Source organism: Paenibacillus sp. AD87 (assembly GCF_001659845.1).
GTDB classification, from domain to species: Bacteria; Bacillota; Bacilli; order Paenibacillales; family Paenibacillaceae; genus Paenibacillus; species Paenibacillus marchantiae.
In genome coordinates this window covers 1,817,773-1,841,408 of record NZ_LXQN01000007.1, presented here as the reverse complement: position 1 = coordinate 1,841,408, position 23,636 = coordinate 1,817,773, and the positions used below count along the sequence as shown (strand labels likewise).

Annotated in this window: 19 protein-coding genes; 8 read left to right on the top strand and 11 right to left on the bottom strand. The window is 43.4% G+C overall.

Annotated features, from left to right (window positions below; all coding sequences use genetic code 11):
- Positions 1–38: 38 nt before the first annotated feature.
- The 4 genes from gpAD87_RS08370 to pdxS all read right to left on the bottom strand — a co-directional run bounded on the left by gpAD87_RS08370 (position 39) and on the right by pdxS (position 3,109).
- Positions 39–467 (bottom strand): DUF3021 family protein, encoded by a 429-nt coding sequence (locus gpAD87_RS08370; protein ID WP_064637450.1) that lies wholly within the window; start codon positions 465–467, stop codon positions 39–41.
- A gap of 12 nt (positions 468–479) precedes the next feature.
- On the bottom strand, positions 480–926 hold the full coding sequence (locus gpAD87_RS08365; protein ID WP_197521386.1) for a LytTR family DNA-binding domain-containing protein: 447 nt from the start codon (positions 924–926) through the stop codon (positions 480–482).
- 387 nt (positions 927–1,313) lie between these two features.
- Positions 1,314–1,871 (bottom strand): AAA family ATPase, encoded by a 558-nt coding sequence (locus gpAD87_RS08360; RefSeq protein ID WP_064637449.1) that lies wholly within the window; start codon positions 1,869–1,871, stop codon positions 1,314–1,316.
- 353 nt (positions 1,872–2,224) lie between these two features.
- Positions 2,225–3,109, bottom strand: coding sequence for a pyridoxal 5'-phosphate synthase lyase subunit PdxS (gene pdxS, locus gpAD87_RS08355; RefSeq protein WP_211754044.1), 885 nt, complete (start codon positions 3,107–3,109; stop codon positions 2,225–2,227).
- A 132-nt stretch (positions 3,110–3,241) separates the two neighbouring features.
- Here pdxS and pdxR point away from each other — a divergent pair, with 132 nt between their 5' ends.
- Positions 3,242–4,732: a MocR-like pyridoxine biosynthesis transcription factor PdxR gene (gene pdxR, locus gpAD87_RS08350; RefSeq protein ID WP_064637444.1), complete on the top strand. Its 1,491-nt coding sequence runs from the start codon at positions 3,242–3,244 to the stop codon at positions 4,730–4,732.
- A gap of 168 nt (positions 4,733–4,900) precedes the next feature.
- Here the strand turns inward: pdxR and gpAD87_RS08345 are convergent, their stop codons facing one another.
- The 3 genes from gpAD87_RS08345 to gpAD87_RS08335 all read right to left on the bottom strand — a co-directional run bounded on the left by gpAD87_RS08345 (position 4,901) and on the right by gpAD87_RS08335 (position 9,231).
- On the bottom strand, positions 4,901–6,169 hold the full coding sequence (locus gpAD87_RS08345) for a cytosine deaminase (RefSeq protein WP_064637442.1): 1,269 nt from the start codon (positions 6,167–6,169) through the stop codon (positions 4,901–4,903).
- Complete coding sequence (gene codB, locus gpAD87_RS08340; protein WP_064637440.1) at positions 6,138–7,418, bottom strand: cytosine permease; 1,281 nt, start codon at positions 7,416–7,418, stop codon at positions 6,138–6,140. Before codB ends, gpAD87_RS08345 begins: the two co-directional genes overlap by 32 nt.
- Before the next feature lie 406 nt (positions 7,419–7,824).
- Entirely contained in the window at positions 7,825–9,231 is a 1,407-nt protein-coding gene (locus tag gpAD87_RS08335; RefSeq protein WP_064637438.1) for a family 4 glycosyl hydrolase, read from the bottom strand.
- 198 nt (positions 9,232–9,429) lie between these two features.
- Here gpAD87_RS08335 and gpAD87_RS08330 point away from each other — a divergent pair, with 198 nt between their 5' ends.
- The gene (locus gpAD87_RS08330; protein WP_231952473.1) at positions 9,430–10,260 is read left to right on the top strand and encodes a helix-turn-helix transcriptional regulator; all 831 of its coding nucleotides are present in this window, start codon (positions 9,430–9,432) and stop codon (positions 10,258–10,260) included.
- A gap of 104 nt (positions 10,261–10,364) precedes the next feature.
- On the opposite strand, the gene gpAD87_RS08325 is transcribed toward gpAD87_RS08330, so the two are convergent.
- Positions 10,365–11,480, bottom strand: a complete 1,116-nt coding sequence (locus gpAD87_RS08325; protein WP_231952472.1) for a phosphotransferase enzyme family protein — start codon at positions 11,478–11,480, stop codon at positions 10,365–10,367.
- Positions 11,481–11,863: 383 nt separating this feature from the next.
- On the opposite strand from gpAD87_RS08325, the gene gpAD87_RS08320 reads away from it, so the two are divergent.
- From gpAD87_RS08320 to gpAD87_RS08310, 3 genes are read left to right on the top strand one after another with little or no spacing between them, the layout of a single operon-like run.
- Entirely contained in the window at positions 11,864–13,468 is a 1,605-nt protein-coding gene (locus gpAD87_RS08320; RefSeq protein WP_064637436.1) for an extracellular solute-binding protein, read from the top strand.
- Between the two features lie 31 nt (positions 13,469–13,499).
- Positions 13,500–14,390: an ABC transporter permease gene (locus gpAD87_RS08315; protein WP_064637434.1), complete on the top strand. Its 891-nt coding sequence runs from the start codon at positions 13,500–13,502 to the stop codon at positions 14,388–14,390.
- A 15-nt stretch (positions 14,391–14,405) separates the two neighbouring features.
- A complete protein-coding gene (locus gpAD87_RS08310) occupies positions 14,406–15,296 on the top strand; it encodes a carbohydrate ABC transporter permease (RefSeq protein ID WP_064637432.1) in 891 nt (296 codons plus the stop codon).
- Between the two features lie 108 nt (positions 15,297–15,404).
- Here the strand turns inward: gpAD87_RS08310 and gpAD87_RS08305 are convergent, their stop codons facing one another.
- Together gpAD87_RS08305 and gpAD87_RS08300 are read right to left on the bottom strand one after the other, a co-directional pair.
- Complete coding sequence (locus gpAD87_RS08305) at positions 15,405–17,147, bottom strand: cache domain-containing sensor histidine kinase (protein ID WP_064637430.1); 1,743 nt, start codon at positions 17,145–17,147, stop codon at positions 15,405–15,407.
- Positions 17,148–17,169: 22 nt separating this feature from the next.
- Positions 17,170–18,792, bottom strand: a complete 1,623-nt coding sequence (locus gpAD87_RS08300) for a helix-turn-helix domain-containing protein (protein ID WP_064637428.1) — start codon at positions 18,790–18,792, stop codon at positions 17,170–17,172.
- Positions 18,793–18,990: 198 nt separating this feature from the next.
- Here gpAD87_RS08300 and gpAD87_RS08295 point away from each other — a divergent pair, with 198 nt between their 5' ends.
- From gpAD87_RS08295 to gpAD87_RS08285, 3 genes are all read left to right on the top strand, one after another.
- Positions 18,991–19,557 (top strand): GNAT family N-acetyltransferase, encoded by a 567-nt coding sequence (locus gpAD87_RS08295; protein ID WP_064637426.1) that lies wholly within the window; start codon positions 18,991–18,993, stop codon positions 19,555–19,557.
- 318 nt (positions 19,558–19,875) lie between these two features.
- Entirely contained in the window at positions 19,876–21,831 is a 1,956-nt protein-coding gene (locus gpAD87_RS08290; protein ID WP_231952471.1) for an ATP-dependent DNA helicase, read from the top strand.
- A 146-nt stretch (positions 21,832–21,977) separates the two neighbouring features.
- A complete protein-coding gene (locus gpAD87_RS08285; RefSeq protein ID WP_064637424.1) occupies positions 21,978–22,505 on the top strand; it encodes a DinB family protein in 528 nt (175 codons plus the stop codon).
- 6 nt (positions 22,506–22,511) lie between these two features.
- Here the strand turns inward: gpAD87_RS08285 and gpAD87_RS08280 are convergent, their stop codons facing one another.
- Complete coding sequence (locus gpAD87_RS08280; RefSeq protein WP_063562667.1) at positions 22,512–23,585, bottom strand: NAD(P)H-dependent flavin oxidoreductase; 1,074 nt, start codon at positions 23,583–23,585, stop codon at positions 22,512–22,514.
- Between the last annotated feature and the right edge of the window lie 51 nt (positions 23,586–23,636).

Genomic DNA, 23,636 nt, shown 5'->3' with positions numbered 1-23,636 from the left:
ACGCAATGAAGTGTACTACTCTGCGTTCTGTATACCTTCTAATTCTCGTTTTTAAATGTTTTTAATCTTTCATTAATCATTTGAGCTTCCTTTTTGTCGCTCCTATAGGCCAGCAGGCGAACGATCGCATATACTACGGCAATTTGCAAAGCCAATAATAATATACCGGAAGTGGTGTATACGAGATTCAATATGACAGCGAGAGAAATTAAAACAGATTCCAGAAAGAGAAAATGAAAAACTACCCACAAGCGCATTTTATTCTCGCTAATCGAATGCGGCATATATAATATGCTTCCAGTTAAAGCACCCAGAAAAGAGAACGCCATAATTGTGAAAATCGTGTTTAACTCAAAACTAGAATCAGGAGTATAGATTTGCCGTAATATAGTGATGATTATCATGATGGAGGCGAATATAATTAAGAAATCTCTGATCATTTCTTTGATGAGGCCAAAATACTTCATGTAGGTCCCCCTTTATAATCCAAGCATGTGTTTAAGCATGGGCACATACTGCCGTGATATGACTACCTTTTCCCCGTTATCCAATAATGCCTGAAAACGGCCGCTAATCGACGGATGAATACTGGTAATCTTAGCTATATTTAGGACGGTGGATTTGGAGGCGCGAAAACAATGCTTCTCTCTGCATAGTTCCTCAAGTTCATAAAGCTTTTGTTTGACTTCATGAACGTTGTTCTTACCATACGCAAACACTCTGCCGTCAACAGCTTCAAAATAATAAATATCACTAAGTTTGATGCGGCTGATCTTATCCTCATGGTAACCAAGTATAATGAGCGTTTCGGTTTTTATTTTATTAACGAGCTCATATATTTCTTCGTCTACTTGGTGACACCTGATGCGGATCTCCTCTTCTTCTGTATGGTCTATAACTTCGATGAAAATTTCGATGAAAATCACCTCAAAAACTCGAATTAAAACTTGTTAACGTTTATAACATGAATCATATATCCAAATAATCGGATAATCTTGATTTTCCACGCCATTCTAAATTAGAAGTAGGTCCTGGTGCTTGCGAACTTATCGGCGTCCAATAATGTCCCTATTACCTTAATTTTAAAGTGGTCCCTCCAGAAACAAATTGACATAACCCTATTATAATTTTTCGTGTTCCATTGATTCCTCCTCTTCGTTCAGGTTAATTACCATTCATCTTACTGGAATGTAATAGCATAATCTATTTTATGCTAACCTGCCCGTTAGCTGAACAAAAGCAGCCGATCACATTGATCAGCTGCTTTCTTGGTATTATTGAGCTATCGTTTCCCGTTAGTTTAACAAGAATCGTTATAAAACGAATCTATTTTTTATGATTTCAGCAACTTCACGAGCTTTGATTTTCGTATTGTTTATTCTCAAATAGTTTTCTTTTTTAATTTCTCCCTCTAATGAGTTCAATCGATGTTGCTCCATTGTCTGTTTTAGATCCTGTTCAGAGAATAGGATATCTCTCTTTGTCGGTTTATGTTCAAGTCTATGGGGAGTCTTGTTACGCTCTATTCTCTCCTCAAGATCGGCTTCAAGCTCAATAAAATAGACATCCGCATCTTGATCCTCAAATATTTTACAAATTTTGTCGACGTAATCCCAGTCGCTCTGCAAATCGAATCCCCATACATATGTGAATATCATTCCATACATATTACTGGCGGCGGTCGCTTCAAATATATCCTGACGAAATTTATCCGATAATCCCCACATTTCATTACTGAAGCCAAAATAAGGAGCCAGCAATTCTATCGTCATATGGTTGTGAAACAATTTTAAATCAGATATCATTTCCAGTTCATGCCCCACTGTCATTTTACCTACTGCCTGAGGACCAAATATCAAAACAAATTTCATAATATCATCACTTTTCGAATTTATTTTAATAATAGTACCACAATTGGTCAAGTTTTATTGCACTAAACTGCTCGTTAGTTTAATGAAAAAGACAGCCGATTACTTACCGGCTGTCTATATTTAATTATCATAAGTCGTCCTAATGGGGACTCACGGCAACTTTATGCTTACAATTTCGACTTATGGCAAACTTATGCTTCCAAATACATTTAAAATATCACGAAAACACCAAATTTTAAGTATTTTCTGACATACATATGGGTAAATATCTGATCCCTTTATAAGTTAAGTCTCAATATACAGCGCTGTTTAGAATCATAACAATATTTTAAAACTACTGTTCTATTTACGCCTTACCAACCGCGGTTGGACATGCGCTCTTCTGGAGCCAATTTAGAAATTTCAATGCCTTTCATAGGGGCACCCAAGTTTTTGGATACTTCAGCAATCAGTTTGTAATCCGTGTAATGTGTTGTAGCTTCAACGATTGCACGAGCGAATTTCTCAGGGTTATCTGATTTGAAAATACCTGATCCTACAAACACACCGTCTGCTCCCAGATGCATCATTAGTGCTGCGTCTGCCGGAGTGGCTACACCGCCTGCTGCAAAGTTAACGACTGGGAGTTTTCCATTTTCATGAACATCGCGCAGTAATTCATAAGCTACGCCCAGATTTTTTGCTTCAGCGTATAACTCATCCTTGGACATGTTTTTCACTTTGCGGATCTGGCTGTTAATCAGACGCATATGACGAACTGCCTCAACAATGTTGCCCGTTCCAGGCTCACCTTTTGTACGAATCATCGATGCACCTTCGCCAATACGACGCAGAGCTTCTCCCAAATCTTTGGCTCCACATACAAAAGGTACAGTGAATTCATGTTTATCGATATGGAATACTTCGTCTGCAGGAGTAAGAACTTCACTTTCATCGAGATAGTCCACACCTAGGGATTCAAGTACTTTGGCTTCTATGTAATGACCGATACGCGCCTTGGCCATAACCGGAATAGACACAACCTTCATAACCTCTTCCACGATGGTTGGGTCTGCCATGCGAGCTACACCACCGGCTGCGCGAATATCGGAGGGTACCCGTTCAAGAGCCATAACAGCTGTTGCCCCTGCTGCTTCAGCAATTTTAGCTTGTTCTGCATTCATGACGTCCATGATGACGCCGCCCTTTTGCATCTCAGCCATTCCTCTTTTTACACGATCTGTACCTGTTTGCATGATTGTATTCCTCCTAATTAAATTTATTGTTTCACTTCAACCTATGATTTAGTATAGAATGAGAATGGACAACTAAAAAGATCCAATAATTTCGGTTTTTATTGTACCACTTCTAAATTAAACTCTGGAGGACATATGCAATTTCATGTAGCTTACAGTTCATATTTGAACCGAAAATATACCAAGATGAAGGCTCTCTATCATGCGATTCGTGATGCTATTCATGATGGTAATCTGGTGCATGGCGAGAAGTTACCATCTACGAGAGAGTTAGCTGCGACGTATCACATTTCCCGAGGAACAGTAAATCAGGTATACGATACGTTGACTGCTCAAGGTTACATTCATTCAGAGCATGGAAGAGGAACCTTTGTTGCTTATCAGTTGGATTTAAGCAATGATGCGTCCACCGTGAAAGCTTGCGCTCATCACTTATCAGCCTGGGGGAATCGTATTCAGCAGTTTGAACAGCACACAACTCAAAGGAATTCACATACAAATGCACAAACAAGTAATTCCAGAATAGAAAGCGACGAAGTTATTGATTTTAGCAAATACCAGCCTGATTTCTCCAAATTCCCTTACGATGAATGGAACAATCGATTGTATGCTGAGATACGAAATCGAGAGCATCACATAGAAACAACCTCTGCTCTTGTTAGTTCAACAGGAGAGCCGAAATTGCGAGAAGCCATTGCTGCCTACCTTCGGCGGATGCGGGGGATTCAAGTCGATGCGGATCATATTGCTGTGACTGCAGGCTCTATGCAAGCTATAGCTCTACTCACTCAATTACTTGCAGATCCCGGGGATCATGTAGTGACGGAGAGTCCTTGTTATATCGGGATTTCTCAAGCCATTTTGGCTGCAGGTGCAACGTTGATTGAAGCCAATCTCGATGGTCAAGGCGTTGTTCCCCAAAACTGGGAAGCACGTATGTTGTTTGTCACGCCGTCCCGACAATTCCCTACTGGCGAAATGCTCAGCCTTGAACGCAGACAAACATTGCTGGACTGGGCACAACGTCATGATGCCATGATTGTCGAAGATGATTATGATAGTGAATTCCGATATCGTGGAATGCATGTTGAACCGCTAAAAACATTGGATAAAGCGGGGCGCGTAATCTACCTGGGTAGCTTCACGAAAACCTTGCCTTTGGAAGTACGGCTTGGTTATGTGGTTCTCCCCCCTACTTTGGCAGACACCTTTAGGAAAGCACAGGCATTATACGAGCCAAGACCCGTCAATCTGATCGAGCAGCGCGCATTAGCTGCATTTATGACAAGCGGCCAATATGAGCGTCATCTGCGCAGGATGAATCGTTTATACAGTCGCAAATTTCATCTGTTACTCAAACTTTTGAACCAGCAACTCTCAACATGGTTTGATTGGGTGGAAAATGAAGCAGGTCTGCACGTGTTTGGCTGGTGGCGAGGTGATGCGTCCACTTATGAAGTCTTTCGTTCGTCGGCTAGATCAGAAGGGGTTGTATACGCAGAAGTCAGCAGTTCAACGTCTGACGGTACAAAGTATGGTATCTATTTATCATTTGCACATTTGTCAGATGTTCAATTACAGGAAGGCGTATCCAAATTAAAAAATGCCGTCACAGCTCCATTGTGAACATTTTCTCTGTCTCGTCTCTCTCGTCTTTTAAAACGGAACACCAAATATCCCCTCTTTTATACAGGAAGATTCCACAATCATGGAATCTCTATTGTCCTGTCCACCCTGAGGGGATTTATTGGCTAATGCGAGGGCTCTGGTTGAAGCATCGCACTTATCATTGGATTATTTATTGAACGTAACTTTCTCCGAACCACCTTCAAGAATGATCGACGTGTCTCTCGGTTTTGTTTCCGCGATTTTGCGTCCACCTCTATACGAGTACAGTACACCAGCCTGCTTGCGAACAGCCTCATATTCGTTCTCTGCTTCAAGAACGATGAAGTTGGCAGGTTTCCCTACTTCAATGCCGTATACATCCTCGATTTGCAACGTTCTTGCGCTGTTTTTCGTAATGAGATCGACCGAATTTACGATTTGATCATAACCCAGCAACTGAGAAGCATGAATACCCATGTGCAGTACTTGGAGCATGTTGCCCGTTCCTAGCGGATACCATGGATCGAAAATGTCATCATGACCGAAGCACACGTTAAGACCAGCTTCCTGCAGTTCTTTGACGCGAGTCAGACCTCTTCTTTTTGGATACGTGTCGAAGCGTCCTTGCAGGTGAATGTTGACCAACGGATTGGAGACGAAATTGAGGTCAGCCATCTTCAGCAATCTGAACAATTTGTACGTATATGCGTCATTATAAGACCCCATCGCCGTCGTATGACTAGCCGTCGTGCGAGAGCCCAATCCACGTTCGTAGGCTTCCTTGGCAACGACTTCCACAAAGCGGGATTGCTCGTCATCGATCTCGTCGCAATGGATGTCGATCAAACGATCGTATTTTTCGGCAAGGTCAAAAGCAACCTTCATCGAATCAACGCCGTATTCTCTCGTGAATTCGAAGTGCGGAATGCCACCGACAACGTCAACGCCCATTTTAAGTGACTCTTCCAGCAGTTCTGCACCGTTCGGATAGGAATGAATACCTTCCTGCGGGAAAGCCACAAGCTGGATGTCGATGTATGGTGCCATTTCTTCTTTTACTTCAAGCATCGCTTTGACTGCCGTCAAACTTGGATCTGTAACGTCCACATGTGTCCGAACATGTTGGATCCCCTGCGCCATCTGCCATTTCAATGCTGTTTTGGAGCGGGTTTTAACATCTTCATGTGTCAAGAATGCTTTACGTTCCGACCAACGCTGGATGCCTTCAAACAGCGTCCCACTCAAATTCCACTCCGGCTCGCCAGCCGTTAACGTTGTATCCAGATGGATGTGAGGCTCAATGAACGGTGGCAATACAAGTGAACCGTTGACGTCAAGTACTTCCTCATTTGCAGTGGCTTGTAGCTCCTGCGTAATTTGTTCGAACTTCCCGTCTTTTACAACGATATTCCATAGACCTTCTTTACCCCGCAATTTTGCGTTCTGTATAATCATTTATTTTCCCCTTTTCTTTAATGGATTCTTTGTTAGGAACGATCAGCATCAATACGATGTAGGCCACTGCCGTACCGATCAGTGCATTCAGTGGTGTTACTCCTGGAGCCAACTGAGCAAACGCAACGCCGATGACCCAAGCAACCATTGCTACCCAGTTTACAGTTTTGAAACTCATCTCAGCAAACGGTTTATAGTTTCTGCGCTTCACGAAGAAGTAGTCTGCGATGATGATGGCACCAATGGACGGTACCGCCGCGCCCAGCACATTCAGGAAGCTGACGAAATTGTTGTACATCCACATGGCAAATACTGTACCCACAATGCCGTTTACGATGACGAAGAATTTTTTCGAAATTTTAGTGATGTTGGCAAAACCCAATCCGGAGGCGTACAAGGCGTTATCGTTGGTTGTCCAGATATTGAGTCCAAGAACGATAATCGCAGGAATGAGCAAGCCTTGCAGGAACATGACCTCCGAGATATCAGCCAGGTTATATGCCATTGCACCAACTGCCCCGAACAGGAACATAAGCGAGTTCCCAAGGAAGAAGGCAATAACCGTTGCGGTAACCGCCTGCTTGGACGTCCGGGAAAACCGAGCAAAATCGGGCGTCAACGTTCCGCCACTAATGAATGAACCGATACAAATGGTCAATGCTGCTGCCGCGGTGAGTGTCTCTGTCGGCGTGTAATCGAGCAATCCTTGCAGACCTCCCAGCGAGCCTGCACCTTTGAACATGGAGTAACCGCCGAGAATGGCAATTGCCGGTACCGCGATATAACCCAAGATGACGAGCGATTTCATACCGAAGATGGCTGATGCCGTCATAGCAAGACCAAACAGGATAATCAGCAGGTACACGTTCCAATCCATCGCTTTGGCAACCGGAATCGCGAACATGGCCACGCCTACCCCGAACCATCCGACCTGTGTGAAGCCGAGCAGGAACGATGGCAGGTACGATCCTTTCGCACCGAATGCATATTTAGCAAGTAAATGTGTGGAAAGGCCTGTCTTGGCAGCGATATGCGCCAGTGCTCCTGTATAGATACCGAGCACCAGATTGCCCGCAAGTACGATGCCAATGAATTCCATGAACGTCAAACTGACTCCAAGCGTACCCCCTGCCAACATACTCGCCGAGAAGAAGGTGAAACCCAACATTACGGATAACGTCTTCCAAAAATGATTTCTCTGCGTTTTTGGCACCTCTTGCCATGAAAACTCTTGATCTTGTTTGCTCATCAGAATACCTCCAGCTTAAAGTGTATCTGATACCAAAAAAAAGCAGAAAAAAGAGGCTACTTGTCAAGTTACACACTGACAAGTAGCCTCTTTTTACATCATAATCCGCGCGAAGACGCAGAGCATCCCTGTGGGGATATGCCCTGATTCACGCGTGATTATAAAATCCGCTGCCCTTGCCAGCCTCTCTGGACTGAATTAAAGGTACCAGTATTCAAATACATTTATTATTTTAGAAAAAGCTGCAGATGTCAATGTCATTATTATCCAAAGGTTATAAACCCCTTCTACAGCAAGCTTTTTTTATACTTCTTTATCTTTTAAATGAACTAGGATTTATTAATAAAATCAAAGACCACGTAGTTTCCTTCAGAAGGGTTAACGTGGTCTTTTATCATTATCTACCTTAGCTATACTGCAGTCTGTCCTTGTACCAGACGTCGGGAATCATATCACGTTCAAGTTCCAACAATTCATGAATGATCTTGTCCGCGTCACTGATGGAACTCACCAGCGGATCGGTGAGCATCGCCCTTCTCAGCTTCTCGTAGCTCTGCTCCAGAACAGCTTCGACCGTCAGCTCATGTGTATCCAGTACAAGTTCTTGCATTCCTCTTACTCCACGCGGCATCTCGCCTACATGAACTGGCTTCACTCCGTCCATTCCCACATCGCACAGCACTTCCAGGAACGAATCGGCATTCATATTGGTTACCGCGCCTTTATTAAGCGTATTGATGAAAAACTTCTTCCCCAAATTCCCTACCATGTTCTCAATGATATCAGTCGCATGGTCTGGCCCAAAGGTGCTCATGTAATCGGCAATCGGGATGTTCCCCGCAAGAAAGTCATCCACCTGACGCCACATTTCGTCGTGACGCTGATACCTGTCCTCTGTCTCCCAGATGGATAATGGCGGAATTGCGTCTGTAGTCTTGCCGAGACCTTGCCAATACCGAACGTATTCCTTCGTATGCGCCGTGCAAGTGGGGATGATTCCGAAAATATCATACAGTTCGTAGGTAATCGCATCGTTAAAAATAGCTTTTGCTCCGCGATCACCGCCGTTGTTCTCATCACCTGCCATTTTGCGCATGGCTTCCGCGATTAGGGGCATCACATTTTTCCCTTCGAATTCCGCTTTAAGCAGCCAAGTGAAATGATTGACGCCAGCGATGCGGAAATCGAATTTCTGATCGATCTCATTGGTGAACTCGTCTGTCTTTTCGATGATTCCAGCTCTTACAGCGTAATAGGCTTTCTTATGCGGCATATGATGACTATCGCACAGGGCAAACGATTTTAGCTTCGGCGCATAGCGATGTAGTGCGATGCCATGAACGGTAGACGGGTTAATATAATTAATTACCCAGGCATCAGGACATAGCTCTTCAATGTCTCTGGCGCATTCCATAATAACCGGAAGCTCTCTCATTGCCCTAAAAATTCCGCCGGGGCCAATCGTATCGCCGGAACACATGCGAATGCCGTATTTTAGAGAGACTTCGCAGTCAATTCCCCGATATTTGACCGATTGCTCTGCAAAGCTAAGCACAACGAAGTCAGCTCCCGGCAGCACGTGTCTTCGGTCCACCGAGCCCTCAATCTTCAAGGATACGTTGTTCTCACGAGCAACCATCTCTGCAAGTTTTACCATTTTCGAGAGCCGCTCCTCGTCCGTATCCACCAAAGCCAGCGTTCCCTGATTCAGATATGGGGAGTGAACCATCTGCCAGATGGATTGACGACCAAAAAACAGGCTGCCTGCTCCAATTACGACTACCTTTGGGTGCTGTATGTTTGTACCATTCATTACGAACCCCTCCTCTTCACGATATAAGTTCATTATAGGGGAGTGGCCTGAGATCGGAATGTGTGATAGTTTTCAATACATGTCATATGGTACGATGATTAACAAGAGATGAACCCTTATTTTTATTAGTGAAAAATCCAAGGATGTCACAAAGTAGAGAGGAATGAATTGAATCCGATGCATGCAGGGACTGTAAATATGAGTATAATCGATGAACTTTCGGAGTACATCACACTTCGCATGAGCTCTTATTTGGAACAAACTCACGACAGCAATTGGATGGAGCACAAGTCTCATTCCGATTATGATCTGTGGTTCATTACAGCAGGCTCCGTCAAGATTACTATCGATGGGATCGAACATATGGCGAACCCGGGTGACGTCGTGTTTTTTTATCCGGATATGCCCTATATAGCTTCCACGACTGGAGAGCTGTGCCGATTCATATACATGCACTTTGATTTCAGCATTGCTGAGCAAAAGCGAATTCTGGGCGAGTTTCAACTGCCGGGCATCGTACCTGGCAACCTGGTTCGGGAGGAATCAACACTGTTCACCTCGTCCTATCGAAGGTTCAAGCAGGACAGTGGCGCTGTCGGAAGTCCACTCTATTTGAAGGCTTCTCTGCTTCTCGTCATTGCAAAAATTTTGGAGCTTCACGGGCAAGGTCTGTATAACGGTGAATTTCTAAAAGACCAAAAACCGAGGAAAACGGAAGGAAGTCTGGAGGTTCTGCAGAACATATTCCCATACGTGGAAGCGAATCTGCACCGTGTCATCCGAGTTAACGAACTTGCAGCCATCGCCGGTGTCTCTGAGAAATATTTCATTTCTTTGTTCAAGAAAATTCTGGGTATTACACCGGGACAGTACATCAATCAAATCAAGATGAACCGGGCACGGGACTATCTGTATGAGAAAAAATATACGGTCCAGCAAATTGCCGAATTTCTGGGCTATCCCGATCCCTTCACCTTCTCCAAAGCATTTAAAAAATTTTACAACGTGCCTCCTTCCAAATTTGAATAGAGTATCGTAGCTAAACAAAGAGGCAACCGGTCTATGCCGGCTGCCTCCACATTTGGTTAGTAACTTGTTATTCATGCTTCAGGTGTATGCCACTTCAGCGTTCCTCATAACGTAAAGGGTGCTTCACTCGAATACATGTCATGGAAAAATCCCCTGTACGGTATATCCTCTTCCAGACATTTAATGAGATACAACACTTCTTCGTTATCTTCCGGTTCTTCGCCCGTATGCTGCATTTCCTCAAATTGACCTAAAATATTCTCCAAGAGAGTAACTTGAATAAATAAAGGCAGCTTCTCCAACATCGAATCTTCGATCTTGGTTTCGGAAGTATAACCAGCGAGGGCGGTTTCAAAATAATCATGCATGAACACTTTGCGTTTACCGGCGTCAGGTTCGAATTGTATCCAGCCCACACCGTGTGTCCATAGATCTGCCAGATCATACATATACCAACCAAAGCATGAATTATCGAAATCATACACCGTGATCTGACCCGTATCAAAATCGATCGAGTAATTCCCATCGTTATAATCGAAATGGATCATTCCGAATGTTTCCTGGTTTGTATCCAATCCTTTTAAAGTATTCAGCAGCTCGACCATCTTCTCCTTAAGCAGCGAGAATGATTCAGGTATCAAGTTGTTGATATATTCACCTTTGTAATTATCAAAAAAATGATGCCGGCGATGGACGGGTACATAGCTTTTGGATAGCTGATGCAATTTGCCCAGAACTTTGCCGCTATTATAATAGTATTCGGTAAGTGGAACACCTTCTCGGTACTGATAATTATTTTCTACCAGCAACTTTCCCTTGGCCTTGTTAAACAGGCTGACAAAAAACGTATGATGATCATAAGTGATCTCTTCTAACAGATTGCCCTTCTTGGAACTCACTACATTCGAAACGCTGGCTCCATGATCAAACAGATACTGGACATATTCCAGTTCGGCAATGTAATCTTCCCGCTTTCTGTCAGGCAAAAAAGACACTCGGAGAATTAGCGATTCACGCCCCTCTTGCTCACAGGTATAAACGACATTCCGCCCACCCTCATGAGGTGGAATAAGCTGAATGTTGTAACCCTCCAGATAAAACAGCTCGGATACCAATTCCAGTACATGCGTATTGCTGATGTTAACAGCTTCGTTAAAGTTAATAATGATCTCCTCCAGTAAACATTGTCGGGACGATCTCCCGCACTGCAATGTCCACAAAAGGAATCCCTGTTACGCAAATATCCTTCTGTGAACCTAAAGCACAATCACCTTGTTAGACATTTGAAATTCGCTCCTTTTTGTTCAGATGTTTATATCTTATCCTACAATTCCAGATTATTCTATTGTTTTTGTTAATACTGCTGCCATGTAATAATATCGAATCAAAATATCTGGGTCGTTGTCATTGGGCCATGAGTAAAAAAAGATTTGGTGAAAAGTAAAAAAAGTGCACAACCCACTTTTATCATTTCACCGCTTTAACCCAAAAGTAAAAAAATATGCGGGTTCTCGTCAATAACCTTTATATCCCGTTCCCCCTTTCTCGTTTAGACTATTTTCAAGAAAACGTATTCAAATATGACGCTTAAGGGGGAAAAGAAATGAACAAGAAAACCAAAACTTTGATGTTGTCTTTATGCCTGTCGACCTTATTGGTCGCCGCCTGTACAAATGGAAGCAGCACCGAGAAAAGTACATCCAATACCGATTCGGATGCCAACGAGGGCGGAATAACAACCATCCACACCGTAACGTCAGAATATACTTCTGCCAAATATCCAAAGGGCGAAGATATCACAAACAATGTGTGGATTAAGCGATACAAAGAGCAGTTTAATATCGATGTCAAAACAGACTGGGTCAGCGATGAGTATGATACCAAATTGAATTTGGCTATAGCATCGAATGATCTCCCCGACGTGTTTAGGGTTAATCCATCACAATTAAGGCAGCTAGTCGAAGCAGATATGGTAATGGACCTTACCGATGTCTTTGAACAACACGCTTCAGAACGTCTCAAAGGCTATATGGAAACGGATGCGGATAGCTATGAGTCTGGTAAAAAGGACGGCAAACTGTACGGGATACCGCAGATGCACTGGGGATTAATTGAACAACCCGATTTCATCTGGATTCGGAACGATTGGAAAGAAGAACTGGGTCTCCAAGATCCGAAATCGGTGGAAGACATCAAGAACATTGCACTCAAATTTATGGAAAAGCATGGTGGATATGGAATAGCAGTAGATCAATCACTCGATTACCTCAACCTGCTCGCCATTGCTTGGAATGCGCATCCAGATATGTGGATGGAAGATACCAGTGGGAAATTAGTATATGGCTCAGTCCAGCCTGAGATGAAGAATGCACTGGCTGCGTGGTCTGAATGGTACAAGCAAGGCATTATTGACCCGGAATTTGCAATCAAAGACTTTAATGCGATGAACGCGGATATCGTAGCCGGCAAAGTGGGCGTACAGCCTTATTACCAGTGGTGGGGTTATAATCCTGGTGTTGATACAGTAGCCAATCTGGGTAAAGACGCGATCTTCTATCCGTATATTATCCCTACCATCGATGGAAAGGAAGCGAAGCAATCTATTTTTTTCGCCAACAACAATTATATTGTCATGAAAAAGGGATTTAAGAGCCCTCAAGAAGTGATTAAGATTCTGAATGACTTTGCTTATATCGTTGATGAGGGCAATGGCAAGGAGTCCAATGAAACACTATCCGCTTTGCTCGACAATGATATTGCCCATGTGGTCGGGGCGTTCCGTGTACTTAATCCGAATTCAGATTACGAGCAGTTCGAGGCTGTATCAGCAGCCCTTCAATCCGAGGATACCAGTGGACTCACAACTTCGGGAATGTGGCAGAAATATAACAACAGTGTTGAGTTTATGAAGAATGCAACACCGGGAGCAGTCGGTGATTATCTGCAACAAGGTGCTCCCAAGAATGCGTATGGTCTGGCTAAGAAAGTACTCGATAGCGAGAACTACATAAAGACGGCGCTATGGGGTGTTTCACCGGAGGTACTGTCGGGCTATGGTACAACGCTGGATGATATCCTGACCGAAGGCTTCACTAAGATCATCATGGGCAGCGAACGTATCGATTATTTCGATGTTGTCGTCCAGAATTGGCGAGCAGCCGGAGGCGATGAAGCGACTCAGGCAGTCAATGACGCCTACGGAAAATAATAATACGGTTGCCAAGAACGGAGGAATATGAATGCTGAGAAAATGGAAGCAGCAAAGCCCCTACCATCTCATGTTGATCCCGAGCCTGGTCTTGGTCTTCATCTTTAGCTATATCCCTTTTTACGGGCTTATTATTGCATTTCAAAAATACAATCCGGGTCTCGGCTTCAACTCGCCGTGGGTAGGATGGGACAATTTTTCGCATGTATTTAGTCAGCCGAACTTCGTAAGAACCATCTGGAATACACTGTATATGTCTGTCTTCAAGATTATCGGGGGTATTATCGTGCCTGTTATTTTCGCATTACTGCTTAACGAAGTGCTGAACAGTGGTGTCAAACGTACATTTCAAACCCTGGTTTATATTCCGAACTTTCTGTCTTGGGTCATTATGGCTGGCATCATGCTGGATATCCTTAGCTCCGACGGCATCATCAATACGTTTTTAGGCGTTTTTGGTATTGCACCGATCTCCTTTCTTGGCACACCTTCTATTTTTCCTTGGACGATGATTGTGAGTGATATCTGGAAAGGCTTCGGATTCGGCACGGTTGTATATCTAGCAGCCCTAACTAGTATTGACCCGGGTCTATATGAGGCCGCGGTAATTGATGGAGCCAAACGATGGAAGCAGACCATCTACATCACTTTGCCCCTCCTCATGCCAACGATTGTCTTAATGACCGTATTATCGCTAGGAAACGTACTCAATGCTGGCTTTGACCAAATCTATAATCTCTACTCCCCTGTTGTCTATCAGACCGGTGATATTATTGATACCTATGTGTATCGGTTGGGAATTCAACAGGCACAGTATTCGATTGGTACCGCTGTCGGATTATTTAAATCCATCATTTCCAGTGTTCTCGTTGCTGTATCGTACATTCTGGCTTACAGAGTGGCTGGCTATCGTATCTTCTAAGGAGGAACGTTCATTATGATCTATGATAAAAGTATGAGCAGGCGTGTATTTCTTTTATTAAACTACACCATATTGCTTCTAATCTCTCTCCTATGTATCCTGCCGTTTATCAACCTGTTGGCTGTTTCATTCAGTAGCAGTTCGGCTGTATCCGCGGGCAGTGTTACGTTCTGGCCAGTTGAATTCACAACTAAGGCTTATGAATTTGCATTATCTGGAGGGTCATTTTTCTCCTCTCTCTGGGTGGCGATCCAACGAACCGTTCTCGGAACGTTTGTAAATCTGGTTCTGATCGTGCTCACCGCCTATCCACTATCCAAATCCAAACAAAAATTGATGGGCCGTAATATCTATATGGGATTTTTCATTGTGACCATGTTATTTAGCGGAGGATTAATTCCTACCTATCTGGTGGTCGTCAAAATGGGCTTGATTGATTCGATTTGGTCTCTGATCCTGCCCGGAGCTCTGCCCGTATTTAGTATGATTATTCTTATGAATTTCATTAGAGGTTTGCCGGAGGAGATAGAAGAATCAGCGATCATCGACGGTGCAGGGCCTGTGCAGGTATTGCTTCGTATTCTACTGCCGCTCCTCAAGCCCGCTCTCGCTACGGTCGGTTTGTTCAGTATCGTCGGCCATTGGAATTCATGGTTCGATGGCATTATCTATATGAACAATCCAGCCAATTATCCATTACAAAGCTACCTACAGACCCTGCTGCAGAGCTTTGAGCAAATCATGCTGAAATCCGGCTCCGATTACACTCAACTGTTATCGATGATGAACGCCAGAACTGGACGCGCTGCTCAAATGTTCTTGGGTGCCATTCCGATTTTGCTCGTTTATCCGTTCTTGCAGAAATACTTTACCAAGGGTTTGGTACTCGGTAGTGTCAAAGGATAACCAAAAGAGCTTGCAGTTAATCCTGCAAGCTCTTTGCGTGTGTTTAACCTACGAAACATACTTGGAATCGTTCTAACATTGTAAACGTGTGCATGATAATTTCTATGACTACAGTGTTTCTTTGATGGCAGGTAACAGAATGGTAAAAGTCGTACCTTCACCAATTCGACTAGCCACCTGTATTCCATAAGGCTTACCAAAATGAAGTTGAATACGCCGCTGCACATTAGACAGGCCAATTCCTGTTCCTTTGTCTGCTTCGAGCCTATCTTCCATAAAGTTCTGGATCATATGTTGATCCATACCAATGCCATTATCGCAGACTTCGACCACAATATCTCTGCCCCGTGGTTGAATCCGAATGGTAATGACTCCGTCTTCTTCAAGCTCGGCCAGACCGTGAAAGATTGCATTCTCCACAATGGGCTGCAGAATCATTTTGGGCATACGATAATCGAGCAGTCTATCCTCAATCTCATATTTCATCTGAATAGAGTCGTAGTACCTGACATTCTGGATCGTCACATAATTCGCTATATTATCGATTTCCTCACGAATCGTTACAAGGGTTCCATCGGATCTAGTTGCATAACGAAGCATCGAGATTAATGCATCGGTCATTTCCACGATTTTGTCAGCCTGCTGCATGGAGGCGATCCATTTCACTGAACCCAGAGTATTATACAGAAAATGAGGCTTGATCTGGTCGTGAAGCGCACGCATCTCGGCCTTTGCCTTCTCTATTTCTTCCTGTTGCATCCGCTCAACCATACGCTTCAATTCATGTGACATCTTGTTAAATCGAACCGATAAATGCCCAATCTCATCGCGAGAACGAATATGTTCAACTTGTTCAAACTGCCCCTTCTCGACCAAGGAGATATTGCGCAGCAGCTTCTTGATGGGGGTGGTGATGACATGAGATAGAAAAATTGAAATAATGGCAGCAAAAAGAACCAGGACAATGGACAGTGTCACCAGATTATACCCTAATATTTTGCCGTCGGCAGTCAGCTCATCCAAAGGCATGTATAAGTAAGTAGTCCATTTCTGCTGACTAAGTGGACTGGTCACCACAACATTTAATGATTCGGGAGGACGAACGTTGTCCCGGAACAATGTACCGATTAAGCGGTCATCTACGTTATATACAATTTTGTCATTCTCATCGACAATCATGAACCTGGAACGTAGCCCTTCCTGCAAGTTACGATTAACGATTTCGATGAACTTTATATCAATGCTGACGACAATCACGCCAAGCAGTTCCCCGCTAGCCACATCATGAATTTTACGAGCGTGTGACACTGCCAGAATTTTATTCTCCAATTGCTCATCGATTCGGGTTGTCAACGTGATGGTTCGATCATTATCATGCATGAACTTTTTAAACCACAATTCGTTCGCCACTTTGAAGTCCGGGTCAATAGGCTGGTTAGGACTGACGAACAGATCTTGTCCCCCGTTCAAATTATAGAGGTAGATGGAAAATACGCGATCCTTCATCATGATATAATTCATCAAAATATTGTATGCGGCAATCTCATTTTGTTCATCACCCTCTCGCAGGAAATCCTGGATCGGAAAGCTTCCTTCATGGGTTGCAGATAAATTGTCGCTCAGTCCATTACTGGCAAGCAGTGTGATCTTCTCAATCTCCTTTAGGAACTCGTCAATGCGAATATTCGTCTGCTTGGCCAGATCGTTGAGCAGATTTGTATAATTCTGTGCCAGTAATCGCTCAGAAGAGTAATACGAACTAATCGTCATCACAAGTACTGGAAGAATGATGACTGTGATGCATATCACCATGATTTTGTACTTGATTGGTAAGAGCCGGGCATGCTTCATATGCTGCACCTCTATTCACCGATTACATGAGTCCCTGCTGTTGATCTCGATATTCCTCAGGAGTGAATCCTACCGATTTTTTGAAAATCTTACTGAAGTACGTGTAATTATGGTAGCCCACCTTGTCAGCGATTTCATATACTCTCAGTTCCCTGCTCAATAGGTAAGCCTTGGCATGTTCAATCCGAACTCGTGTCAGGTATGCGATGAAGTTCTCTCCTTTTTCCTGCTTAAACAATCGGCTAAGATACGAAGGATTGACACTGATCTGGCTAGCAATACTATGCAACGAAATATCCTCAGCATAATACTTGTCCATTAACTCAATGGCGAGGTCTGTGTAGGAACGTTCCTGCATGATCTGGGAATCGGTTTTAAAGTAATACGCGATATGAGCCAGCATATCTTGGTGAATATCCTCCCAATACTCTCCTCTCAAAACGATTTCGTAAGGCGATCTCTCGGTAAATGAAAGCTTGCCTCTTTCAGTAACTCGTGAGAGATGGGAGTGTATGGTTTCCATCACCATGATATATTGCTTGCGAATACTGCTCTCATCTGCTCGTTGCACCTCCAGATCAGAGCGAATTTCTTCAAGGAACTCCTCCGCCTTTTTGTTATCTTTACTCACCCATAATTTGAGGAAATCTCGTTCTTGCTCCGGACTGAGCATTCCATTCACTTCTCTCCGAGATGGAGCTTGAATCACGTCCGCGTAATACAGTATCTGGTTACTGCCTTTAAAGAAACTTTGTTTTAGGGCGAATTCCGCTTCTCGACATGCCTGTCTTATGCCATGGAAATCGGAAACGATTGTACTTACACCCGCTGAGAGTGACAGATTCATAAAATCTTTGATTGAAGACAGAAGCTTATTACATAGTTTGTTTAGATCAGCTTGCACAGACTCACTCCCAGGAAGAACATTGACAATAACCCAATATTCAGAGGAGCTTTCCACGAAAATCTCTTTCTCCCATTTGGATGGAATGATCTCTTCCATAATATTCAGAATAGAGAATCGAAGTAGTTTTTCCCCCTTCTCGACATATTTCCTCTTCGCTTCCTCGTAATAGTCCACAATAAACTGGATGACGACCAACTTGTCTGATCGTATACGGAAATGCATTTCTTCAGCTTTGGGAACCATATCCTTTTCATTTATGAATCCGCTTACAACATCTTGGAAGAAGCTATCTTTTAGATGTCTCAGGCTCTTGAAATAGTCGTGTGTCATAAATGGTACGTTGGTCTTAGTGTCACGTTCACTTTTTAATTTCTCTTCAATGGTGATAAGAAGATCAACTAGAGAGGTTTCTGTAATCTCACTTTTAATCAAGTAGTCTACAGCCCCAAGCTTCAGTGCCTCTTTTACATAATGGAATTCGTCAAAATTGCTCAGGATGACATATTTACAGGTTTTCAATAAACAAGATGCCTCTTGTATGAGCTCTAACCCATCCATGATCGGCATCTTGATATCGGTAATAATTAGATCAGGGGTCACTTCTAGCGCGAGTTCCAACGCTTCCTTCCCGTTCCCCGCTTCTCCCGCAACATAGAAATTGTAGTCTTCCCAGTTTAGCATGGAACGAATTCCAACCCGCATGAGCAGTTCATCCTCTACGATCATCAGTTTATACATGAGCATCCTCCAACATGTACCATTTTCACTATTTTACCATTAAACCATTTATTGCAAAGATGTCTAACTGCCCTATTAATTGTGATTTCTAATCAAATGGATGTCCCTTTCGTTCTTGTTCTCAACAGATGTAACCTATGATAAACTTGGATTGCTTAATGATGTAAATGAAAAAAGATAATTCAGAGGAGATGTCACTTGGGATTGAATGCAGAACAATTTGATTATATTTCAGAGACAGAACGGTTAATAATAAGACCTTTAAAGAAAGACGACTATGAAAATTGGTTAAATGCATTTGAAAACCGTTTTCCCTCCCAACACCGCCACGATAAAGGGAAAATGGATATGACTGAATGTACACCGGATTGGTTTCATCATCTTGTAGATCGACATCAAGAGTTAGCGCGTACAGATGCCGTTTATGTATTTGGTGTATTTAGAAAGGAAGATGGTACACATCTGGGTATGATTGATATTGCGACTTTAGCAAGAGCGGATTTTCAATGGGCAAGCTTCGGATATACCATCCATAATCAGTATTGGAGAAAAGGCTACGGCAAAGAAGCCGTGAATGAAGCTCTTCTTATTGCATTTGAACAACTGAAATTCCACCGTATAGAAGCCCATATTAATATGGATAATATATCTTCTATGAAACTTGCGGAAAGTGTAGGCATGGAATTTGAATGTGTTCGCAAAGGTTTCATACACGAAAACGATGAGTGGACAGATCATTTGGTTTATTATAAGAATTTCAATTAATCAATTCCAACCGTTGATTAAGAAGAGCGAACAAAGCACTGGTGTGCCCTGTTCGCTCTTCTCCTTGTCTTCATATTACTGTCTTCGTCTTATTCGGCCCAATGTTTTTTCGTATCTGACCAATTGGCTGGTTGCTTACCTTCCACCGCTTCCTTATGAACACTTGACTGTTATCTCAGTATCTAAGATAATTACAGTTTGACTAAAAAATTCCTACAAGAGGATCTTTCATTTGGAAGGGGGGCGCTCGTTATTAACTGGTTAAATGATCTCTATAAGATAAATAAACGGGAATCAAAAAAGGAAATCGAACGATCTTTGGTTAACGCCATCTTCCGAATCTATGATCGGTTCCCTCGAATTGGTCTTAGAGAGCGAATCGGGCAGCAAGAAATGTCTCTCGATATAGCCGATGCTTATATCCACGGGCATAACGCCATGATTGAAGCTGGTGTCGGAATCGGTAAGTCTTTTGGCTACCTGATACCGAGCCTGCTCATGAATCAAATGTCGCAGAAACCGGTCATTATAGCTACATCCTCCATTCAGCTTTCGGAACAGATACATAAAGATTTAAGAGTCATTGGTAGCAGGTTGGGCTTCACAACAGTTCGCTCTGTCGTTGGGAAAGGTATGGGGCAGTATGCGTGCCGAAGTAGGGCCGCGGAATGGAGCAGGCCTGATAATCCGAACTCCTCACTGTCTACCCTTGCCCAGCGCATTTTAGATTTTGAAATTGATGAAAGAGCGGATATTAAAGCTGGAATTAGTGATGCCGAATGGTCCAACTTTTCCGTAAATGATTGCAAATTTGAACGTTGCCATCATAAAAATGCGTGCTTGTTTTACGATATGAGAGCTAAATTAAATGCAAAGGCTCATGAGATTGATTTTATTATTGTGAACCAGGACCTGCTCATACGGGATTTGATGAAGAAAAAAGAAGGAACCAAGAGTATCATCTCAGAACAGCCGGCTCTGATCGTCATTGATGAAGCGCATAATCTGGAAGCAAAAGTTCGAGATGCCAGAACGCTTGAGTTCACTTATCGGGGAATCAGCCGCATTCTGGATAATACTGTACAGCTTCTAACGAAGCAGTCCGGGGATAAAAGTCTCTTCTCACAATCCAAGCTTATAAAAAAATGTATTGAACGCATCTTCCAACAGATAAATGCGGATCTGCTCCACCATGCCAAGCAGGATAGCGACCGTATAAAAGTGTCGGAGATCAAAGGAATACCGTTATATCAAGTCTCAAACGATTTGAAAGATCTCAGTCTTCGCCTTTCCATTTTGACCTCCCGCCACGAGCGGGAGATTGATGACGCTTTCGAAGCCATAAACGGGCTTATTACCCTCATCCATGTTTTGGCTGAAATAGAGGATAACTATCTCATATGGGCAAGCAGTCCCTTGGGAGTAGCCACGATCAGCATCTGTCCCAAAGATATAAGCCAATTTCTGAAGTATGCTTTATTTAATGGCAAAGCGCCTGTTATCCTAACGTCGGCAACGCTGTGCCAAGGCGGGGATACGCTGGAGGAACAATACTCTTATTTGACGCAGTCCCTCGGTTATAAGGGTGATTTTATGGATCGAAAATCCTCCCCTTTTGATTACACCAACCATACCATGATGTACATCTCGAACGTAGTCCCATATTACCACCATGACCAGCGCGAAGACTATCTTGAAGCAGCCTACAACGAATTGGTTCAACTCTGTGATTTAACACAAGGAAGAACGATCGTCCTTTTTTCAGCAAAGGAAGACATGAAATACATTCATAAGAAGCTGATTTCAAGGCCTGATGAATATACATGGGCAGTTCATATTCAGAAAGAAGGATCTTCCCAGGACAGTGTTATCACCGAATTCAGGAAAAGCAAAGGTGTGCTCCTGGGTACAGGTGTATTCTGGGAAGGCGTGAATATCGAGGGTTCTGACCTGTCACAGGTCATTATTTTCCGGCTGCCCTTCCCTGTTCCTTCGGACCCTATTTATGAATATAAGGCATCTGTAACGAAGAATTCGTTCATGGAGGTGTTTGTACCGGATATGCTTCTCCGGTTAAGGCAAGGAACGGGACGCTTGATTCGCAGTGAAACGGATCTTGGCATACTCAGCATACTAGACTCCCGTCTCAGCGCAGCGGCAAAAAAGAATTATCGGGAACAGGTGCTGGACACACTACCATTCAAAGAAGTGACTGAGGATTTTTCGATTTTGGAGAAATTTGTTCAACAAAAAGGGATACGACGTACGGATTGAATGTGGAACAGCCCAACCATAAAACTGTGCAAATCACATGAAATCGGCCCTTCCGCCCATAAAGCGGAGGGCCCAATTTCAATGCTGGAAGTAAGATATATGCTACAATATATTCCAGAGCTATGAATCCCAAAGGAGGCATTTACATGGTTGAAAGACCTACTACAGCGGAATATGCAGCTTTTTATGAAGGTTACATCCGGCTTATTCCTGAAGGAAATATCATCGAAAGGTTAGAGCAGCAGGCCAACATCGTACAAACTTTGCTTTCTTCATTAACAGAGGAGCAAGCAAATTATCGTTACGCCGAAGGCAAATGGAGCGTGAAGGAGGTCATCGGCCACCTTTTGGATAACGAACGTATCATGAGCGGCCGACTGCTTCGCATCGCCAGAGGTGACAAAGCGAATCATCCTGGCTACGATCAGGACGTGCTTATGCAGAGCCAACCCTTCAATGCGTATACCGCAGTCGATCTGAACGAAGAATATGCCGTCACACGCCGCTCAACCATTCTTATGCTCCGTCGCCTCACACCAGAAGCTTGGCTCTGTAGAGGGATCGTCAGTGATAATCCTGCTTCAGCTCGATCGATCGCCTATATTTTGGCTGGACATGAGCTCCACCATTTGTCAGTACTTCGCGATCGCTATTCGCTGGATGTGAAATTATAATCACTACTAAATGATAGCTCTGGCTTCTTCTACCATTTGATTAATGATATCGCTTGCAGATTGGTTATCTGTTAACATTCTCGTTCCCTGACCTGCCCAAAGGGCCATATACTCGGGATTATTTTGCTTAGCAGAAGCATTCCTGATCTCGCGAGTTAATGTATTTTGGGTAGGAAAGGTTAGCGGCTTAATACTGGATGCTTCCCAATGCTGTATAAAGTCGTTCTTGATGCCACGCGCTGGCCGTCCAGAAAAGGCATTTGTAATTACAGTGCTTTCCTCTGTGCTATCAAGCAACGCACGTTTATATACCTCATGTGCACCAGACTCAACTGATGTCAAGAAACGAGTCCCCATTTGCACCCCTTGTGCTCCCAAAGCAAGTGAAGCCACCAGCCCTCTACCATCCATAATTCCGCCTGCCGCAAGGACTGGAATATGGACATGATCTACAATTTGTGGGACAAGTGCCATGGTTCCGATATTTGCTCCACTGAGCTGAGATGATACATCAAAAGTTCCTCGATGCCCTCCTGCTTCACTACCTTGAGCAACAATGACATCACATCCGCGCATCTCCGCTTGAATAGCTTCCTCTACCGTGGTGACCTTACTCATAATTTTGATGCCTAACGATTTTGCCTTCTGCATATGATGCTCGGAAAGTAATCCAAACGTTGTACTAATAATCGGAACTTTTTCGTCCAACAAGATATCAAACTGTTCTTCAAAATGATTGGGTGTACGTATTTCATCTTGAGCACGCTGCTTCACACCCAAGGATTCTCGAATCGGGGTCAACTCTTCGTTTACCGCATCAAAATTCGTATAATGATCCGGTCCAACATGAGCAAAAATATTTACGGCAAACGGTGCTTGCGTCCGTTTTTTAATCTCGTGTATGGCGCCTCTTAGTTCCTCAGGACTCATATACGCAGCGCCTAACGTCCCTAACCCACCTGCATTAGAAACCGCAGCGACCAGGGGTGCCATGTTTGCAATACCGGCCATCCCCGCAAGAACGATTGGATAACGAATATTGAAGCTTTCACAGAGCTTATTGTTTAATTGAATAGACATCGAGGTTTCCTCCCCATCAATTCAGATTCCATTCTTTATAGTTTACATCGA

Coding starts and splice junctions, on each gene's coding strand:
- gpAD87_RS08345 (WP_064637442.1), bottom strand. CDS start 6,169: ATGATTATACAGAACGCAAAATTGCGGGGTAAAGAAGGTCTATGGAAT.
- gpAD87_RS08305 (WP_064637430.1), bottom strand. CDS start 17,147: ATGAAGCATGCCCGGCTCTTACCAATCAAGTACAAAATCATGGTGATA.
- gpAD87_RS08320 (WP_064637436.1), top strand. CDS start 11,864: ATGAACAAGAAAACCAAAACTTTGATGTTGTCTTTATGCCTGTCGACC.
- pdxR (WP_064637444.1), top strand. CDS start 3,242: ATGCAATTTCATGTAGCTTACAGTTCATATTTGAACCGAAAATATACC.
- gpAD87_RS08310 (WP_064637432.1), top strand. CDS start 14,406: ATGATCTATGATAAAAGTATGAGCAGGCGTGTATTTCTTTTATTAAAC.
- gpAD87_RS08360 (WP_064637449.1), bottom strand. CDS start 1,871: ATGAAATTTGTTTTGATATTTGGTCCTCAGGCAGTAGGTAAAATGACA.
- gpAD87_RS08370 (WP_064637450.1), bottom strand. CDS start 467: ATGAAGTATTTTGGCCTCATCAAAGAAATGATCAGAGATTTCTTAATT.
- gpAD87_RS08285 (WP_064637424.1), top strand. CDS start 21,978: ATGGTTGAAAGACCTACTACAGCGGAATATGCAGCTTTTTATGAAGGT.
- gpAD87_RS08300 (WP_064637428.1), bottom strand. CDS start 18,792: ATGTATAAACTGATGATCGTAGAGGATGAACTGCTCATGCGGGTTGGA.
- gpAD87_RS08335 (WP_064637438.1), bottom strand. CDS start 9,231: ATGAATGGTACAAACATACAGCACCCAAAGGTAGTCGTAATTGGAGCA.
- gpAD87_RS08280 (WP_063562667.1), bottom strand. CDS start 23,585: ATGTCTATTCAATTAAACAATAAGCTCTGTGAAAGCTTCAATATTCGT.
- gpAD87_RS08315 (WP_064637434.1), top strand. CDS start 13,500: ATGCTGAGAAAATGGAAGCAGCAAAGCCCCTACCATCTCATGTTGATC.
- gpAD87_RS08330 (WP_231952473.1), top strand. CDS start 9,430: ATGAGTATAATCGATGAACTTTCGGAGTACATCACACTTCGCATGAGC.
- codB (WP_064637440.1), bottom strand. CDS start 7,418: ATGAGCAAACAAGATCAAGAGTTTTCATGGCAAGAGGTGCCAAAAACG.